Source organism: Streptacidiphilus jiangxiensis, assembly GCF_900109465.1.
Taxonomy (GTDB): Bacteria; Actinomycetota; Actinomycetes; order Streptomycetales; family Streptomycetaceae; genus Streptacidiphilus; species Streptacidiphilus jiangxiensis.
The window spans coordinates 13,016-30,169 of sequence record NZ_FOAZ01000033.1 but is presented as its reverse complement, the minus strand read 5'-3'; the positions used below and the strand labels follow the sequence as shown (position 1 = coordinate 30,169).

General features: G+C 73.4%; 14 protein-coding genes and 2 pseudogenes. 10 read left to right on the top strand and 6 right to left on the bottom strand.

Annotated features, from left to right (window positions below; translation table 11 throughout):
• Nucleotides 1-177 precede the first annotated feature (177 nt).
• The 4 genes and pseudogenes from BMY61_RS38720 to BMY61_RS38705 all read left to right on the top strand — a co-directional run.
• Nucleotides 178-1,026 (top strand): annotated as a pseudogene (locus BMY61_RS38720) (PAC2 family protein); the annotation flags it as partial.
• A gap of 260 nt (nt 1,027-1,286) precedes the next feature.
• Nucleotides 1,287-1,766, top strand: coding sequence for a DUF6643 family protein (locus tag BMY61_RS38715; protein WP_042450008.1), 480 nt, complete (start codon nt 1,287-1,289; stop codon nt 1,764-1,766).
• Between the two features lie 167 nt (nt 1,767-1,933).
• Nucleotides 1,934-2,773, top strand: a complete 840-nt coding sequence (locus BMY61_RS38710; RefSeq protein WP_042450009.1) for an MOSC domain-containing protein — start codon at nt 1,934-1,936, stop codon at nt 2,771-2,773.
• Nucleotides 2,774-2,927: 154 nt separating this feature from the next.
• Nucleotides 2,928-5,351 (top strand): right-handed parallel beta-helix repeat-containing protein, encoded by a 2,424-nt coding sequence (locus tag BMY61_RS38705; protein ID WP_042450010.1) that lies wholly within the window; start codon nt 2,928-2,930, stop codon nt 5,349-5,351.
• Here BMY61_RS38705 and BMY61_RS38700 read toward each other — a convergent pair.
• The gene (locus tag BMY61_RS38700) at nt 5,348-6,241 is read right to left on the bottom strand and encodes a DUF3592 domain-containing protein (RefSeq protein WP_042450011.1); all 894 of its coding nucleotides are present in this window, start codon (nt 6,239-6,241) and stop codon (nt 5,348-5,350) included. The two genes, BMY61_RS38705 and BMY61_RS38700, sit on opposite strands and share 4 nt — an antisense overlap.
• A gap of 47 nt (nt 6,242-6,288) precedes the next feature.
• On the bottom strand, nt 6,289-8,697 hold the full coding sequence (locus tag BMY61_RS38695) for a hypothetical protein (protein WP_082015130.1): 2,409 nt from the start codon (nt 8,695-8,697) through the stop codon (nt 6,289-6,291).
• Nucleotides 8,698-8,863: 166 nt separating this feature from the next.
• Here BMY61_RS38695 and BMY61_RS38690 point away from each other — a divergent pair, with 166 nt between their 5' ends.
• The 4 genes and pseudogenes from BMY61_RS38690 to BMY61_RS38675 all read left to right on the top strand — a co-directional run bounded on the left by BMY61_RS38690 (nt 8,864) and on the right by BMY61_RS38675 (nt 11,401).
• The gene (locus BMY61_RS38690) at nt 8,864-9,670 is read left to right on the top strand and encodes a DeoR/GlpR family DNA-binding transcription regulator (RefSeq protein ID WP_042450012.1); all 807 of its coding nucleotides are present in this window, start codon (nt 8,864-8,866) and stop codon (nt 9,668-9,670) included.
• A gap of 101 nt (nt 9,671-9,771) precedes the next feature.
• Nucleotides 9,772-10,266 (top strand): SRPBCC family protein, encoded by a 495-nt coding sequence (locus BMY61_RS47245; protein ID WP_042450013.1) that lies wholly within the window; start codon nt 9,772-9,774, stop codon nt 10,264-10,266.
• Nucleotides 10,266-10,637 (top strand): annotated as a pseudogene (locus BMY61_RS38680) (GNAT family N-acetyltransferase); the annotation flags it as partial. The gene BMY61_RS47245 and the pseudogene BMY61_RS38680, both read left to right, overlap by 1 nt.
• A gap of 101 nt (nt 10,638-10,738) precedes the next feature.
• Entirely contained in the window at nt 10,739-11,401 is a 663-nt protein-coding gene (locus BMY61_RS38675) for an NADPH-dependent F420 reductase (RefSeq protein WP_042450014.1), read from the top strand.
• An 11-nt stretch (nt 11,402-11,412) separates the two neighbouring features.
• Here BMY61_RS38675 and BMY61_RS38670 read toward each other — a convergent pair whose 3' ends face one another.
• The gene (locus BMY61_RS38670) at nt 11,413-12,513 is read right to left on the bottom strand and encodes a PLP-dependent cysteine synthase family protein (RefSeq protein WP_042450015.1); all 1,101 of its coding nucleotides are present in this window, start codon (nt 12,511-12,513) and stop codon (nt 11,413-11,415) included.
• A 286-nt stretch (nt 12,514-12,799) separates the two neighbouring features.
• Here BMY61_RS38670 and BMY61_RS38665 point away from each other — a divergent pair, with 286 nt between their 5' ends.
• On the top strand, nt 12,800-13,273 hold the full coding sequence (locus BMY61_RS38665; protein ID WP_063773276.1) for an ATP-binding protein: 474 nt from the start codon (nt 12,800-12,802) through the stop codon (nt 13,271-13,273).
• Between the two features lie 193 nt (nt 13,274-13,466).
• On the opposite strand, the gene BMY61_RS38660 is transcribed toward BMY61_RS38665, so the two are convergent.
• Both BMY61_RS38660 and BMY61_RS38655 read right to left on the bottom strand, forming a co-directional pair.
• Nucleotides 13,467-13,775 carry an SHOCT domain-containing protein gene (locus tag BMY61_RS38660; RefSeq protein WP_042450017.1) on the bottom strand — a complete coding sequence of 103 codons (309 nt, stop codon included), beginning with the start codon at nt 13,773-13,775 and terminating at the stop codon, nt 13,467-13,469.
• A gap of 108 nt (nt 13,776-13,883) precedes the next feature.
• Nucleotides 13,884-15,098 carry an ROK family protein gene (locus BMY61_RS38655; protein WP_143094734.1) on the bottom strand — a complete coding sequence of 405 codons (1,215 nt, stop codon included), beginning with the start codon at nt 15,096-15,098 and terminating at the stop codon, nt 13,884-13,886.
• Between the two features lie 35 nt (nt 15,099-15,133).
• On the opposite strand from BMY61_RS38655, the gene BMY61_RS38650 reads away from it, so the two are divergent.
• Nucleotides 15,134-16,318: an MFS transporter gene (locus tag BMY61_RS38650; RefSeq protein ID WP_063773277.1), complete on the top strand. Its 1,185-nt coding sequence runs from the start codon at nt 15,134-15,136 to the stop codon at nt 16,316-16,318.
• Between the two features lie 27 nt (nt 16,319-16,345).
• On the opposite strand, the gene BMY61_RS38645 is transcribed toward BMY61_RS38650, so the two are convergent.
• Nucleotides 16,346-17,074, bottom strand: coding sequence for a hypothetical protein (locus BMY61_RS38645; protein ID WP_143094733.1), 729 nt, complete (start codon nt 17,072-17,074; stop codon nt 16,346-16,348).
• Between the last annotated feature and the right edge of the window lie 80 nt (nt 17,075-17,154).

Genomic DNA, 17,154 nt, shown 5'->3' with positions numbered 1-17,154 from the left:
CGAGACCCAGCGTATTCCAGCCCGCACCGAGGGTTCGTTCTGATTCCGCCAGGTGGGACGCCCGCGCCCTGGCAAGCCCACCCGGAAAAGGAATGGTTGCCCGTACGCTGGGCACTTACAGTCCGTGGGACGGCTCAGCTGAGTCGGAGCCTGGCAAGTGTGGAGGGAGGCACCGGGGTGGTCGAGCTTGAGGACGTGCCCGAGCTCATCGACCCGGTCATGGTGGCCGCGTTCGAGGGCTGGAACGACGCGGGGGACGCCGCCTCCACCGCCGTCGCTCATATGGACGACACCTGGGGTGGCAAGGTCTTCGCGGAACTGGACGCGGAGGACTACTACGACTTCCAGGTGAACCGCCCCACCGTCTGGATGGACGGCGGGGTCCGCCGGATCACCTGGCCGACGACCCGCCTTTCCGTCATCCGGGTGACCGAGCCGAAGACCCGGGACCTGGTGCTGGTCCGCGGCATCGAGCCGAGCATGCGCTGGCGCAGCTTCTGTCAGGAGCTGCTGCATCTCGCGCACGAGCTGGGCGTGGAGATGGTCGTGATCCTGGGCGCGCTGCTCGGGGACACCCCGCACACCCGGCCGGTGCCGGTCAGCGGCGTCACCTCCGACCCGGACGTGGCCCGCTCGCTGGAGCTGGAGGAGAGCCGCTACGAGGGCCCGACGGGCATCGTCGGTGTGCTGCAGGAGGCCTGCGCGCAGGCGGGCATCCCGGTCGCCACGTTCTGGGCCGCGGTCCCCCACTACGTGGCCCAGCCGCCGAACCCGAAGGCGACGCTGGCGCTGCTGAACAAGCTGGAGGACCTGCTGGACATCCGCGTCCCGCTCGGCGACCTGCCGGAGGACGCGCGGGCGTGGCAGCTGGGCGTGGACCAGCTGGCGGCCGAGGACAGCGAGGTGGCCGAGTACGTGCAGCAGCTGGAGGAGGCCAAGGACACGGTCGACCTGCCGGAGGCCTCGGGCGAGGCGATCGCGCGCGAGTTCGAGCGCTACCTGCGCCGGCGGGACAACCAGCCACCCAAGACGGGTGACTGACCCGTCGCACGGACGACCGAAAACTCTCTTCCGCCCTCCCGAGGTCAGCGACTCGGGAGGGCGGAATTCGTCGCTCCGGTAAACATTGCATCAACAAAGCGACCGCTTTCGACCGGCTACCCCTGCCGATCTGACCGTTTTTCACACATTCGCGTCGTCGCTTCGTCCAAAAGCTCGGCAAACCCCGCAACTCCCTGTGGTGACACTCTCCTCAGCAGGCACGTTGTGGGCTTACCGTATGCGTCATGACCTCCCGCTCCTACGACGGAGTCGGTTACTACGCTCCGTCCTTTGCCTCGGACACCCCCATCTACGACAGCCTCGTGGCTGAGCGGGGCGTCCCCCAGATCGCGCCGATCAACGTGCCTGCGGCCCTGCCGCCGGCCGGCTACGACAGCTTTGGCTCGTCGGCCTACGGATCGTCGTACGGCTCCCAGTACGGCACGGGCTACGGCTCGTCCTACGGGACGGGCAGCAACCTGCCCGCGATGCCGGCGCCGCGCCTGGCCCTGGGCCCCGGACCGAGCAGCCCCAGCTACGCCCAGCCGCAGCCGGTTCCGGCGCAGTACCCTGCGCCGCAGCCGTACATCCCCCAGCAGCCCGGCTACGGCGGCGCACCCTCCCAGTACAGCGCCCCTGTGGCCCCGGTCGCCCCCCTGCGCCCGGCCCCGCCGCAGCAGTACGGCTACAGCCAGCCGCAGTACCCGCAGCAGCGGGGTTACTGAGGCACCTCACTCCCGGTCGCACCACCCAGGGGCGCGGGGAACTGCGCGAACAGCCACCGACCTGCGGATGGCCCTGCACGTTCGGGGCTCCACCTCACCGGGTGGCTCGTCGCTCGGTTCCTCGCGCCTCTGGGGGCTGCGCCTCCTTGGTGGTGCACCATGGAGGCATGGCACCTCGGCTCACCTCGCTGCGAATACACCCGGTCAAGTCGTTCCACGCGCAGGCGCTGGAGAGCGGGACCGTCGAGCCCTGGGGGCTCGCCGGGGACCGGCGGTGGATGCTGGTGCAGGCGGACGGCGAGGTGCTGACCCAGCGCCAGGACCCTCGGCTGGCCCTGTTCCAGGCGGAGATCGACGCCGACGGCGCGCTCGTCGTGACGCACGCCGACGCCGCTCCGCTGCGTGTGCCCGCGTCGGACGCCACCGCTCCCGCCGCTGTGTCGATCTTCGGTGACCCCTTCACCGCGCCCGCCGTCGACGACCCCGCCGTCACCGCCTGGTTCCGCAAGCTGCTCGACGCCGACCTGCGGCTGGTCCATCTCGACGACCCGCACCGGCGCCCGCGCCCGGCGACCACGAGCCTCGCCGACCAGTACCCCTTCCTGCTCACCACCACCGCCTCCCTCGACGCCCTCAACGCGCTCGTCGCCGCCGACCACCCCGAGGTCGCCGCCGCCCAGGGCCCCGTGCCGATGGAACGGTTCCGGCCGAACCTCGTCGTCGACGGGCCCACCCCGTGGGCGGAGACCGGCTGGCGCCGGATCCGCGTCGGCGAGGTGGAGTTCGAGGTCGTGCAGCAGTGCGGCCGGTGCGTGATGACCACCGTGGACCAGGAGGCCGGGGTCTTCACCGGCCAGCAGCCGCTGCGCACCCTGCGCAAGCGCCGCCGCTTCGGCAAGGAGGCCGCGTTCGGCGTCCACCTCGTACCGCTCGCCCCGTACGGCACCGTGCGGGTGGGCGACGAGCTGACCGTGCTGGCGGCCGGTCCGCTCCCGCGACCCGACTGACCAGGATCGATCGCCACACGTCATCCGGGCGGACGGCTACCGATCGTCGTCGCGCTCGTTGTCACCTGTCGGAGGAAGTGGGTCGGGCGGCGTGCCGGACGCAGTACCTTGGGCGGACGCAAGTGAACGAGAGAGCTGGGGGCACCGGATCGTCATGGGAGCAGGCGTGGTGCGGGTGACCCTGGACGGCGCCTCGCGCTGGCGTCGGCGTTCCGGCGAGTACGCCACCGTCGCCGAGGCGTTGGCGGCAGCGGAGCCGGGGGACACCGTCGCTCTGGGCGCGGGCGTCTACCGGGAGACGGTGGTGCTGGACAAGGCGCTGACGCTGCGCAGCGCCGAGGGCCCCGGCACGGTGCGGATCGAGCCGCCCGCCGGCAGCGCGCTGATCGTCCTGGCCTCGGCCGCCGTGCACGGCCTGGTGCTGGAGGGCCAGGACGTCTCCGCTCCCGCCGTGCTGATCGCCGCCGGTGCACCGGAACTGACGGAGTGCCGGGTCACCACCCGCTCCTCCGTCGGCGTGGAGATGCGCGGCGAGGCCCGGCCGACCGTGCGAGCCACCAAGGTGGAGAACCTCGGCGGGCTCGGCCTGCGCGTCTCGGAGGCCGCGCAGGCGCTGGTCGAGGACTGCGACATCGACGGGACCGCCCAGTCCGGCGTGGTGGTCCGCGCCGGCGGGACGCTCCGGCTGGTCCGCTGCCGGGTGCGGCGCAGCTCGGGTGCGGGGCTGGTGCTGACCGGCGACGGCAGCCGGATCGAGGCGGAGGGCTGCGAGTTCACCGAGGTCGACGGCAACGGCGTCCAGGTCGACGACCACGCCGACGGCGTGCTGACCGACTGCGCCGTCTCCCGCGTCACCGACAACGGCCTGACCCTGGACGGCGCGGCCACCCTGCGGCTGGACCGCTGCCGCCTGCACGACATCCCGGAGAACGCCGCCGACCTGCGCGGGCGCGCCCGGCTCACGCTCACCGACACCCGGCTGCGCTCCTTCGGCCGCAACGGCCTGTCGGTCTGGGACACGGACACCGCCGTCGAGGCGGTCGGCTGCGAGCTGGTCGACTCGACCGGCGACTACCCGGCGGTCTGGGTCATCTCCGGCGCCACGGCGCAGCTGACGGACTGCAGGGTCCAGGACGTGCCGGACGGTCTGTTCGTGCTCGACCGCGGCTCGACCGCCGAGGCGTCGGGCTGCTCGTTCACGCAGGTGCGCGGCACGGCCGTCTCGGTCAGCTCCGGCGGCTCGGTGCGGTTGGACCGGGTGACCGCGCAGGACGCGACGACGGGCGTCTGGTTCCGCGACCACGGCAGCGGCGGCCTGCTGACGGACTGCGAGATCGCCGACACCGCCACCGGCGTCATCGTCACCCGCGGCGCCGATCCGGTGCTGCGCGGCTGCGTGCTGCGCGGCAACGGGGAGGCCGGCGTCTACGTCTCCGCCGGCGGACGCGGCACCTTCGAGGAGTGCCGGGCCACGCACGGCAAGGGCTTCGGCTTCCACGTCATCGACGGCTGCCCGACGGTGCTGACGCGCTGCCGCGCCGAGCAGAACGCCCGCGGCGGCTTCGAGTTCTCCGAGCCGGGGCCGGTGGTGGAGGGCTGCACCTCCGACGACGCCAAGCCCGCACCCGCCCTCGCCCCGCTGTCGACCGCCGTCGCCGTGGACGAACCGCCGCTCGCCTCGGCCGTGCCCGGCACGGCGCTGGTGCGCGCCCGCGCGCTCGTCCCGGCGCAGCCGCTGGCGTCCGGTCTGCCGCAGATCGCGCCGATCCCGGACTGCCGTCCGGCGGATGAGGCGCTGGCCGACCTCGACGCCCTGGTCGGGCTCGGCACGGTCAAGCAGGAGGTCCGCACGCTGATCGACCTGATCTCGGTCGGCCGGCGCCGACGCCAGGCGGGGCTGAAGGCCCCCTCGCTCCGCCGCCATCTGGTCTTCACCGGCTCCCCCGGCACCGGCAAGACGACGGTGGCCCGCCTCTACGGCGAGATCCTCGCCTCGCTCGGCGTGCTGCAGCGCGGCCACCTGGTGGAGGTCTCCCGGATGGACCTGGTCGGCGAGCACATCGGCTCGACCGCGCTGCGCACGGCCGAGGCGTTCGACCGCTCCCGCGGCGGCGTGCTGTTCATCGACGAGGCCTACGCACTGGCCCCCGAGGACGCCGGCCGCGACTTCGGCCGCGAGGCGATCGACACCCTGGTGAAGCTGATGGAGGACCACCGCGACGAGGTGGTCGTGATCGTCGCCGGCTACACCGGCGAGATGGAGCGCTTCCTCTCCGCGAACCCCGGCGTCGCCTCCCGCTTCTCACGCACGATCACCTTCCCGGACTACACGGCCGAGGAGTTGCTGGAGATCGCGCAGTCGCAGGCGGAGGAGCACGAGTACGCCATAGCGGAACCGACCGCCGAGGCGCTGCTGGCCCACTTCGCCGCCCTGCCCAAGGGCCCGGCCTTCGGCAACGGCCGCACGGCCCGCCAGGTCTTCGAGACGATGATCGAACGCCACGCGGTCCGCATCGCCCACCTCCCGGACGCGACCACGGAGCAGCTCCAGCTGCTGCTGCCGGAGGACCTGCCCTAGGTTCGGCTCTTGCGCCGTGCGAAGACGCCGAGACCGACGAAGGCCGCACCGAACGGGATCAGCACGAGCGGGGCCGCCCAGAGGGAGCGCTCCAGCGACGCGAGACTGCGAATGTCTCCCGGGTTGCCGGGGGCGTAGACGACGGTGACCGTCTCGCCCGTCGACGTGCCGTGCGGGAGGCCGACGTCCTCGGCCTGCACGACGCCGCCGCGGTCCGTGAACGAGACCCAGGCGTCGTCGTCGTTCTTGCGCTCCTCGACCAGCTGGACCGTGGCCGTGGTCCGGACGCCGTGCGCGTGCAGGTTCCACGCACGCACCTCGATGACGGCGCACGCCGTCCACGCCGCCAGGCCGCACAGGACGAAGAAGGCCACGACGGCCCGGGCGGCGGCGCGGGACGGCGGACCGCTCTTCGTGACGGGCAGCGCCGCGTGCGGGGAGCGTGCGCGCCAGGCCGCGATCATCTCGTCGGCGGTGCGGTCGAACCCCGCGTCGGAGATGCCCGGCGTCGAGTAGGGCACGGCCAGGCTGTGCTCCCGGCCGCGAACCGTGCGCAGGACCACCCGGTCCACCGGGAGGCCACGGCCACCGGAGGTGTTCTGCACACGGACCGAGGCGATCTCGTCCCAGGTCCAGGCCTGACGGCGCAGCGGTCGCCAGGAGCCGATGCCGCTCTCGGAGACGACGGTCCGGCCGAAGGCCAGGCTGAGGTAGAACAGGCCGATCAGCAGCGCGACGACCCCGAGCCACGCCGCCGTGATCCCGTCACCGCCGCGTCCTCGGGCGAGGGTGACCACGGCGATCGTGGTCGGCAGCGCCGCCACGACGAGCCCCCAGAGCAGGCAGGCCCAGCGCTGGCGCGCGGGAAAGCGGTAGGTCGTGGTCGTCACGCCGCGATCGTAGGACCACGACCGGAACGCTCCGTTCCGGGGGTGCCCTACGGAGCCTGCTGCTCCGCGATCGCGCTCAGCAGGTCGTCGCGGGCCACGAGGAACCGGGGGTCGAGGCGGTAGTCGAAGTGGCCGTTGACGGGGACCAGGATCGGGTACTGGTCGGTGCGGCCGAAGGCCAGGGGGTCCGGCAGGGCGGGCTGGTCCACGGCGGGGGAACCCGCCATCGCGGGGATGCGGACCGGGCCGCCGATCGGGTCGGTGAGGCGGAAGAGGTTGTCCCAACGGGGCATGTCGCGCTGCAGGCGCATCAGCTCGTCGGGGCCCATGTAGGCGGGGAAGTAACGACCGTACAGGCGACGCAACGGGGAGCCGTAGGTCAACAGGGCCACACGGCCGCGCGTCACCGGGTCCAGCTGCCACAGCGCCGCCGCGGCCAGGACCGTGCCCTGGGAGTGGGCGGACAGGACCAACCGACGCGTCGGGTCGGTGCCGAGCCAGGCACGGATGCGGGCCTCGATGTCCGGGACGGCGCGCTCCGCGTAGCAGGGCGGGGCGAGCGGGTGGGCGGCGCGCGGCCAGAAGGTGCCGATGTCCCACAGCACGCCCACGGTCCGCCGGCGCGCGGCCGAGCTGTAGGCGCTGCGCCCGAGGGTGACCAGGCCCAGCACGATGGCCGTGGTCAGCCAGCCGCCGAGGTTCTGCAGCAGCTCCCCCAGGCGCGAGCCGACCATGCCCTGGTCGGCCGTGGCGGCCGCCAGCGACTCGCCACTGACCAGCGCGCCGAGCAGGGCGACGAGCAGTTGCGCCGCCGCGACCACGGCGAGGCCCCCGATCACGCCCGCGCCGGCGTCGGTCAGACCGGCGCCGGACAGCGCGGTGGTGATCTGGCCGGTGCGCGGCGAGTCGGTGTCGGCCGGCTCGCCGTAGGCGGCCAGCACCGGACCGCGCAGGGAGCGCCGGCCGCGGACCAGCGGGACCGCCAGCCGGACGACGACCGTCAGCAGCACCGGGAGCAGCAGCGTCGTGCCGCTCGCGTGCCACACCAGCAGTGGCACGGCCTGCGGGACGGCACCGCCGCCGGCCAGGCGCTGTGCGGTGAACAGGGCGGCGCCGGAGGTGAACAGGGCGCCGAGGCCGAGGGCGAGCAGAGCGGTGGCGGGCCCGGCGAGGCCGCGCAGGGCGGTGGCGCTCGATCCGCCGAACCCGGTGTCCTGCGGATCCGGGGCGTCGGGGTCGGGGCTCGGGATGGTCAGCTTCCGGTCCACGGCCGTCGCCGCGTCACCGCGCCCGCGCCGCGCGAGCGTCAGCGCGACGCCCGTCAGCGCCGCGACCAGCACCAGCTGTCCCGCGACGAGGGCGGCGAAGCCGCGCTCCTCGCCCGGCAGGGTGCCCGTGGCCAACCACTCGGGCCGGTTCCAGGCCGCGTCGGCCAGGACGAACACCGTCAGGGCGCCAGCGACGGCCAGCACCACCCGGGGCGGCAGCACGTCCGCGCCGGTGCCGAGGCCCGCCAGCAGCAGCGCACCGAGGACGACGAGCAGCACCAGCAGCGCGATGCCCGGCCAGGAGCGCTGCGGATCGGCCTGCCGGTCGTGGGCGATGACCGGCACGAGCACCGTCCAGGCGACGGTGAGCAGTCCGGCGGCCAGGTGCAGCGGCCGGAGCCGGCCTACCGAGGTGACGCCGTACCAGAAGCCGTCCCGCTCCATCTCGATGGGCGCGTCGCCGGTGCGCGGCGCCGACATCGGGCGGACCCGCTCGTAGCTGCTCCAGGTCATCCGGGCCAGGCGGCCGAGCCCGGCCAGCAGGGCCAGCGGCAGCAGTGCGGCGACGGCCAGGCGACGACCCGGCTGCCCCCACCAGCCGCCGTGGCCGCCGAGTGCGAACACCGCCCACGAGTGGTGTGCGACGCAGGCGGAGTCCGCGGCGCACTGCCAGGCCGCCAGGTCCATCGCGATCTCGCACGCGGCGGCGGTCAGCAGCACCGTGAGGGAGACGGCCAGCAGGCGGGCCAGGGCCGAGTAGGCGCGGTAGAGGCGGAGGTTGCCGGCCCGGGCGCCGGCGGCGCCGGGCGGGCGCATCCAGTGCACCAGGTTGGCGAACATGAACGGCAGCAGCAGGAGCCACAGCGCCCGGCTGGCAGCGCCCGAGGTGAGCTTGGCCCAGGAGTAGGCCTCCAGCACCGCGTCTCCCGCGTAGTCCTGCGGCCGCTGCTCGGCGTCCTGGTCGGGCCAGCGGCGGTAGGTGCCGGACATGGAGTCGCCGGTGATCTGCTTCAGGTGCGGGCTCTCCAGCATCGCCTCCGGCGTCGTCCCGCCCACGCCGTGGACGAGCAGTTCCAGCCGCAGTGGGGCCGTGCCTGCCGTGCCCGCCTCGCCCGGTGCGCGCTGTGCCGGGAGCACGGCGTCCCCCCCGGTCTCCACCGCTGCCGCGCTGCTCACTGCTCCGTCCATCCCCGCCCGCCCTCGTCCATCCGTCCGCCCCGCGAAGGTCCTGCCGATATGCTGCCGCTTCCCGCGCATCCGTACAGCACTTTCGCGCCACGGATCCCGCGGTCATGACAGGATGGCGCGAACACGGACGGCTCGCGCCGTCGCGAGCGGAGAGGACGGGGGCCGGGTGGCCGAGAACAGCGGTCTGCTGGCGGAGCAGCGACGAGCCCTGATCCTGGACGAGGTGCGGCGCCGGGGCGGCGTCCGCGTCAACGAGCTGACCCGCAAGCTCAACGTGTCCGACATGACGATCCGTCGGGATCTGGACGCGCTGGCCCGGCAGGGGATGCTGGAGAAGGTCCACGGCGGCGCGGTGCCGGTGCTGGAGGCCAGCACCCACGAGCCCGGCTTCGAGGCCAAGTCGGCGCTGGAGCCCAGTGCCAAGGAGGAGATCGCCGCGGCCGCCGCCCGGCTGGTCGCCCCCGGCAGCGCGGTGGCCCTCTCCGGCGGCACCACCACCTACGCCCTCGCCCACCACCTGGTCCGCATCGAGGCGCTGACCGTGGTGACCAACTCGGTGCGGGTGGCCGACGTGTTCGAGCACGCGGCCCGCCAGGGCACCGCGGCGGCCCAGCCCGCCACCGTCGTGCTGACCGGCGGTGTCCGCACGCCCTCCGACGCCCTGGTCGGCCCGATCGCGGACCGGGCGATCCGTTCGCTCCACTTCGACCTGCTCTTCCTCGGCTGCCACGGCATCTCGCTGGAGGCCGGACTGTCCACACCGAACCTGGCCGAGGCGGAGACCAACCGCAGCTTCGTCGCGGCGGCCCGTCGGGTCGTGGCGGTCGCGGACCACACCAAGTGGGGCACGATCGGCCTGTCGACCTTCGCCTCGCTGGCCGAGATCGACACCCTGGTGACCGACGCGGGCCTGCCGGTGGAGATCCGCAGCGCGGTCGCGGAACAGGTCCGCGAGGTCGTCATCGCCGGCTGAGCCGGTGTGACGCAGACCGCCTTCAACATGTGACGGGGCGTCATCTATGCTGCCCCCAGCCTGACCAGTGCCAGCCTGACCCAGTGAAAGAGAGGTGCCCGGTGGGCGTACGTCTCTCCCCGGTGACGACGGATTTCCTCCAGTCGGCTCCGCTGCGAATCGTCGTCACCCAGCGCCTCGGCGCGTCCCGCGAGGCGCTCTTCCGCGAGCTGACGCAGGACGCGTCGACGTGGCCGCAGTGGTGGCACGAGGTCTCCCGGGCCGCCTACACCGGTCCTGGGCCCTACGGCGTGGGGGCGGGCCGCGCGGTGTCGCTGCGCGGTGGGGTGCGCTTCGTGGAGAGCGTGCTGGTCTGGGACGAGCCCGAGCGCTTCGTCTACCGCATCGAGGAGACCAACGTCCCCGGCGCGCACGCCTGGATGGAGGAGTGGCTGCTCACCCCCGGCCAGGGCGAGGGCACCACGCTGCGGTTCACCATGGCGATCGAGGGCCACGCGGCGCTCGAACTGCCGCTGCAGGCCGTCCGCCCCATGGTGATGCGCTCCATCCGGCGCGCGATGCGCCGCCTCGAGGCCCGCGCCCAGCAGGCGGGGTAGGTTTCCGCGCGGCCCTGGAGAAGCACATCCGCCGCGCAACCGCCCTCGTCGCGACAGCCTCCGACTCCGTCGGTCCTCTCCTCGGCGGACTGCTCTTCGGCGCCAAGGGTCCTGTCCACCACCTGCACTGGCTGGTCGTCAGCGCGGAGGCCCGCGGCACGGGCGTCGGGCGGGCGCTGGTCGACGAGGCGGTGCGAAGGTTCGGACGGGCGCCGGGTGGCATCGAGGTGGTCACCTTCGGCGCGGACCATCCGGGCGCGGTGACCAGCGGCGCGCGCGTCTTCTACGAGCGGCTGGGCTTCACGCCCGGCGAGGCCGCCGAGAACGGCCCCGAGGACGGTTCGCGCCAGGTGTACCGACGCTCCGTGTGAATTCACCCTCCGTGCACGGAATGCACGGCCCGGCGACCCGGTTGTGGCAGACACGCGACCGCCGTCGCGTGCACCACACGATCGACCCGGAAGGCTGTTCCATGAAGATCGGCATCATCGGCGCGGGCAACATCGGCGGCAACCTGACCCGGCGGCTGACCGCCGTGGGCCACCAGGTCTCGGTGGCCAACTCCCGCGGCCCCGAGACACTCTCGGAGCTCGCCCGGGAGACCGGCGCCACGCCCGTCACCGTCGCCGACGCGGCACGCGGCGCGGAGCTGGTGATCGTGACGATCCCGCTGAAGAACCTCCCGGACCTGCCGAAGGACCTCCTGGCCGCCGCCGCGCCCGGCTTCGTGGTGATCGACACCAACAACTACTACCCGCAGCAGCGCGACGGCCGGATCGACGGGATCGAGGACGGCGGCCTGACCGAGAGCGCCTGGGTGGCCCAGCAGCTCGGCCACACCGTGGTGAAGGCCTTCAACGGCACCTTCGCCGCCGACCTGCTGGAGCGCCCGCTCCCCGCCGGTGCCCCCGACCGCCAGGCGCTGCCCGTCGCGGGCGACGACGAGGCGGCGAAGAAGCTGGTCCGCACGGTGATCGACCAGATCGGCTTCGACACCGTCGACGCGGGCACCCTCGACGAGTCCTGGCGCCAGCAGCCGGGCACCCCCGTCTACGGGCTCCGCGCCGGCGTCGACGCCGTGACCAAGGCCCTCGCCGAGGCCTCCCCGCAGCGCACCCCGGACTTCCAGGGTTAGGCCCTGTCAGCTCACTCGCCGGTCCACTCGCCCGTCTCCAGGACCTTGTCCAGGACGCCGAGATAGGGGGCGATGTCCAGACCCTGCTCGGCGAGCCAGGCGTCGGAGTAGTACTTGTCGAGGTAACGGTCGCCCGGGTCGCAGATCAGCGTGACGACGCTGCCGCGCTGCCCGGCGGCCTTCATCTCGGCGACGATGCGCAGTGCGCTCCACAGGCCCGTGCCGGTGGAGCCGCCGGGCTTGCGGCCCATCGCACGCTCGAGCATCCGCACGGCGGCGACGGTCGCCGCGTCCGGGACCTTCATCATCCGGTCGATCGCGCCCGGCACGAAGCTCGGCTCGACACGGGGGCGGCCGATGCCCTCGATGCGGGAGCCGCAGTCGCAGGTGACGCTGCAGTCGCCGCTGACCCAGCCGTCGAAGAAGGCGGAGTTCTCCGGGTCGGCGACGCAGACGCGGGTGTCGGCGCCGATGTAGTGCACGTAGCGGGCGAGCGTCGCCGAGGTGCCGCCGGTGCCGGCGGTCGCCACGATCCAGGTCGGCTCGGGGAAGCGCTCCTGGGCCATCTGGTGGTAGATCGACTCGGCGATGTTGTTGTTGCCGCGCCAGTCGGTGGCCCGCTCGGCGTAGGTGAACTGGTCCATGTAGTGCCCGCCGGACTCGGCCGCGAGTCTGGTGGAGACCTCGTAGATCGTGCGGGTGTCGTCGACCAGGTGACAACTGCCACCCTGGGCCTCGATCAGCGCGATCTTCTCGGCGCTGGTGCTGCGCGGCATCACCGCGATGAACGGCACCCCGATCAGCGCGGAGAAGTACGCCTCGGAGACGGCCGTCGACCCGCTGGACGCCTCCACGACCGGCCGGCCCGGCCGGATCCAGCCGTTGCACAGGGCGTGCAGGAACAGCGAGCGGGCCAGGCGGTGCTTGAGCGAGCCTGTCGGGTGGGTGGACTCGTCCTTGAGGTACAGGTCGACTCCCCACTCCTCCGGGAGCGGGAAACGCAGCAGGTGCGTGTCGGCCGAGCGGTTGGCGTCCGCCTTGACCTTCCGGACCGCCTCCTTCAGCCAGGTGCGGTAGTCGGCGTCAGTGCGGTCCACGTCCAGGGTCTTCACGGCGTGCTGCTTTCGTCGTTTTTCGTCGTGCGAGTCGTCCTGCTTCGCATCGTAACGTGGCCTACATCACAACAAATGCTTGGATGATCCCGAAGTCCGCCGCATGATCCGCGACCCGCTGCGTCCGAATGCTTACCCTGGGCTCACATTCGGGGCAGGATGTCAGAAGTTGCGCTCCCGGGCGAACCGGGAAACGCTGGTCGTATCACGGAATGCTTCTCATTGCTCACTCTTCGAAGTCGACCGACCGCCGCTCGCGGAAGGGACGGAAGGAGTCGGAAGCGCGATGGAGGACATGGACCGGCGCTACGAACTGCGCCTCACCGCCGAACCGAGCAGGTTCGCGGTGGTCCGCAGAATCGTGCAGGCGCACCTGCGGCACTGGCATCTCGCCGCCGTCACGGACCAGACACTTCTGGGCATCACCGAACTGCTGGCCAACGTGTACCAGCACGTGGGCCCGACCGCCCCGTGCACGTTGCGCCTGCGCGCCGACACGGACACCCTGACCGTCGAGGTCTGCGACAACTCCCCCGACCTGCCGCAGGCCCGCAGCCCCGAACCCCTGGACTCGGGCGGACGCGGGCTGTCGATCGTGGCGGCGCTGTGCAAGGAGTGGGGCGCGCAGCTGGCCGACACGGGCAAGACGGTCTGGTTCACCGTGGCCACGTCCCCGGTCCCGGCCCCGGCGCTGCTGGCAGCGGTCCCCCTGGCGGTGGACGTCCCCGCGGGAGCGCTCGAACCGGTTTTGGCGGACTGAGTTCGCTCCCGCCTCGGGCTGCAGCACGCCAGGGGCGCGGGGAACTGCGCGACAAGCCACCCTGTGCGGCTGGTCCCCCAAGTTCAGGGCCGTCCGCACAGGGTGGTTGCTCGCGCCCACGCTGGGGGCACCTCCCGGCCGAAGGCTGAGGGAGGAGCCGCACAAGCAGAGCCCCGCGCCCCTGGAGGCGCGACTACGCCGTCGTCGTATCCGTCCCGTTGAGGACGTCGAGGCGCTGGCGGTACTCGAACTCGTCGATCTCGCCGTTCGCGTAGCGCCGGTTGAGGGTCTCCAGCGGGGAGGGCGCCGGGCCCTGCTGCGGGGGGCCTCCCCACGGCGAGCCCGCGCGCGGGCCGAAGGGGACGTCCCGGCGCGGCCCCCGCACGCCCCTGCGCCACAGGACGCGGCGGACGACGGTGAACGCGCCGATCCAGAACAGGGGCACCAGCAGGATCCACGGGCCGGGTCCGCCGTGCCAGCCGTCGGCCAGGAAGGTGTTCATCTCGCGCTCCTCAGTGGTCAGTACTCGGTACTGAAGAGACTCCTCCGCGGCCGACGGCAAAACGTCGCCTCCCGGGGGACACCTGCGCTGCTCCCCCGGGAGTACGGCTCAGCCCGTCGCGGCGAGTTGGGGGTCCGCGAGGACCGGCGCCCAGGCCAGCTCCGCCGCGCCGGCCAGCTCCGGGGCGGCCAGCTCCGCCGCGCGCAGCGGCACGCAGCCGAAGCGGCCCCAGTGCGCGCGGCCCGCGACCGTCTCGGGCAGCAGCTCGGGCGCCCCCGCCAGCAGCGCGCTGTGGAAGGGGCCCAGGACGACCCGGTCGGGGTTGAGGATGTCGACGACGGCGGCGATGCCGTGGCCGAGCCGGACCGCGACGTGGTCCACCGCGGCCCGCGCCGCGCGATCGCCCGCGCGGGCCGCGGCCAGGATCGCGTCGACCTCGGCGAGGGGGGCGTTCGCGGGGAGCCCGTACGCCGTCAGGAGTGCGGGCGGGCCGGCCTCGACGTCGAGGCAGCCGCGGCGGCCGCAGCGGCACTGGAGGCCGTCCGGATCGACCGTCAGCTGGCCGATCTCCAGGGCGAGCCCGGTGCTGCCGGTGTGCAGGCGGCCGTCGACGACGAGCGCGCCGCCGACGCCCTCGTGGCCGGCGGTCACGTACAGCAGGTTGCGGGCGCCGCGGCCCGCGCCGTGGCGGTGTTCGGCGAGCGCGGCGAGATTGGCGTCGTTGGCGACGGCCGGGGCGACGCCGGGCGGGAGGAGCAGACCGGCGTCGCGCAGGGCCTCCTCCCACAGCTCGCCGATGGGGGTACCGGTGGGCCAGCCCAGGCAGGCGGAGATGACGGCCAGGCGCTCCGGCTCGGTGACGGGCGTGGGCGCGGCCAAGCCCGCGCCGACACAGCGGCGCGGGCTCGCGGCGAGCAGCCGCATCGCCTCGTCGGCGATGGTGCGCAGGACCACGCGCGGGTCGGTGTCGCGCGGCAGGCGCGCGAGGGGGAGGTCGAGGGGCTGTCCGAGGCGGCCGCCGAGGCCGGCCAGGGCAAGGGTGAAGCCGTCCGTGTGCAGCTGGGCGGCGAGGACCACGGGGCCCTGCGGGTCGATCTCCAGGCGGTGCGAGGGGCGTCCGCGCCCGGCGCCGACGGGGCGGGCGTCGACGGTGATCAGCCGCAGTGCCTCCAGCTCTGCGGTGATCGCACCGACCGTGGTGCGGGTGACGCCGAGTGCGCCGGTCAGCGCGGAACGGGTGGGTGCGGCGCCGGTGTGGATCAGCTCGAGTGCGGGCCCGAGCGCGGCGCGGCCCCGATCGGGGCTTGTCTGGGTCTGCGTCACGCTTCTATTATGAATTTGTGCCGCAGATAGACAAAATGGAGTCGACTTCTTCCGTCACCTCCACCCCCGAACCCACCACCCGCTGGCCTGCCGCCCGCATCGCGCTGACCGGGTTCTTCGCGCTCGACGGCTTCCTGTTCGCCGGGTGGGTCGTCCGCATCCCCGAGATCAAGGCGCAGGTGCACGCCTCGCCCGCGCTGCTCGGCCTCGCCCTGCTCTGCGTCTCCGCCGGCGCGGTCGCCGCGATGGGGCCGGTCGGCCGGCTCTGCGTCCGCCACGGCAACCACGCGGTGACCGTCGCCGCCTCCCTGCTGCTCTGCGCCTCCGTCGCGCTGCCACCGCTGACGCACTCGGTGCTGGCCCTCGGGCTGGTCCTGCTGCTCTTCGGCGCGGGGTACGGGGCGATGAACGTCGGCATCAACAGCGCCGCGGTGGACTTCGTCCGCGCGGCGGAGCGGCCGGTCATGCCCTCCTTCCACGCCGCGTACAGCCTCGGCGGCCTCCTCGGGGCGACCCTCGGCGGGCTACTGGCACCGGTGCTGACGCCCACCCAGCATCTGGGCCTGCTGGCGGTCGGCGGGCTCGCCGTCACCGCCTGGGCGGGCCGGGTGCTGCTGCGCCACGAGGTCCCCCACGCCGCCGCGCCCGCCGGCGCGGCGTCCGCGCCCGGGTCCGCGCCGGGCGTCGCACTGCTGGTCGTCCTGCTGGGCGTGGTCGCCCTGTGCGACGCCTACGGCGAGGGCGCGATGGCCGACTGGGGGGCCCTGCACCTGCGGCAGGACCTGCACGCCTCCTCGGCGATCGCCGCGACGGGCTTCGCCGTCTACTCGCTGACGATGACGATCGGCCGTCTCAGCGGCACCCGCCTCGTCGAACGCTTCGGCCCGACCAAGCTCCTGGTCGCGGGCGCGGCCGTCGCCTCCGTCGGCATGGTCGCGGCCGCCGTGAGCCCCTCCCTCCCGCTCGCCCTCGCGGGCTTCCTGCTGGTGGGGCTGGGGCTGGCCAACATCTTCCCGCTCGCCATCGACCGCGCGGGCTCCCTGCGCGGCCCCCGCGGCGTCGCCACCGCCTCCACCCTCGGCTTCGGCGGCATGGTCGCCGGCCCCCCGATCATCGGCTTCCTCGCCCAGGGGCTCGGCCTGCCCCTCGCGTTGCTCTCCGTCGCCCTCCTGATCGCCCTCGCGGGCGTCTCGGCCCTGGTCGTCCGCGCGAAGGCGTGAGCCACTCTCCCGGGCGACAACCCGGCGTCACACGCTCGCGGCCGACGCGCTGCCCGTGAGGACCGAGTTGGCCTTCGTGACGGCCTGGTCGAAGTAGGACTTGGCGGTCTGCGGGGAGTCGCCCGCGACCTCGAGGTAGAGGTAGACCATGGCGACGGTGGGACCGAGGCGGTCGACCGCGAGGTAGCCGTTGACCGGGACGCCCTCGACCGTGCCGGACATGTGCTTGGCCGTGGTGCCCGTCGAGCCCATGTCGAAGTCGGTGAGCTGGAAGGGCACTTGGGTGGTGCCCGTGGGGAAGTTCAGCTGCTTGCAGCCGCGGAGGGCGTCGACCACCGCCGGGTAGTTGCGGTCCAGCACCGACTGCGGGCGGGCGGAGAGGAACTCGCCGACGAACGGGCCGGCCTGGCCGCCCTGGAGGATCACCTGGGCGTCCGGCCCCTGGGCCGCGCCCGGGGACTTGGAGGGGATGGCGTTCATCAGGTCGGTCAGGGTGCTGCAGCCCGAGGGCGCCGAGGTGTCCGTCGGCGAGGACGTGTCATTGGGCTGCGCCGTGTAGTCGGGGCCCAGGTCCGAGGCCACCAGCAGGGCGCTCTGGAGCTGGTCCGCGCTCGGCACCGAGGACGAGGACGAGGCGGAGGAAGCCGCCGCGCCGACCGCGTTGCTGGTCGCGCTGGAGCTGCACCCGCTGAGGGCGGTCGCGAGGGAGAGGGAGGCGGCTACCGCCGCGAGCTGGACACGCATCTGGATACGCATGGAGCCCTCCTCGAAGCGAAGGTCCGGCGTGCAGGCGAATCCATCCCACTGTGCCATCCGCGTGCCCGGCGCGCCCGTCG

Coding starts and splice junctions, on each gene's coding strand:
- BMY61_RS38715 (WP_042450008.1), top strand. CDS start 1,287: ATGACCTCCCGCTCCTACGACGGAGTCGGTTACTACGCTCCGTCCTTT.
- BMY61_RS38710 (WP_042450009.1), top strand. CDS start 1,934: ATGGCACCTCGGCTCACCTCGCTGCGAATACACCCGGTCAAGTCGTTC.
- BMY61_RS38705 (WP_042450010.1), top strand. CDS start 2,928: ATGGGAGCAGGCGTGGTGCGGGTGACCCTGGACGGCGCCTCGCGCTGG.
- BMY61_RS38695 (WP_082015130.1), bottom strand. CDS start 8,697: ATGGACGGAGCAGTGAGCAGCGCGGCAGCGGTGGAGACCGGGGGGGAC.
- BMY61_RS38675 (WP_042450014.1), top strand. CDS start 10,739: ATGAAGATCGGCATCATCGGCGCGGGCAACATCGGCGGCAACCTGACC.
- BMY61_RS38665 (WP_063773276.1), top strand. CDS start 12,800: ATGGAGGACATGGACCGGCGCTACGAACTGCGCCTCACCGCCGAACCG.
- BMY61_RS38660 (WP_042450017.1), bottom strand. CDS start 13,775: ATGAACACCTTCCTGGCCGACGGCTGGCACGGCGGACCCGGCCCGTGG.
- BMY61_RS38650 (WP_063773277.1), top strand. CDS start 15,134: ATGGAGTCGACTTCTTCCGTCACCTCCACCCCCGAACCCACCACCCGC.
- BMY61_RS38645 (WP_143094733.1), bottom strand. CDS start 17,074: ATGCGTATCCAGATGCGTGTCCAGCTCGCGGCGGTAGCCGCCTCCCTC.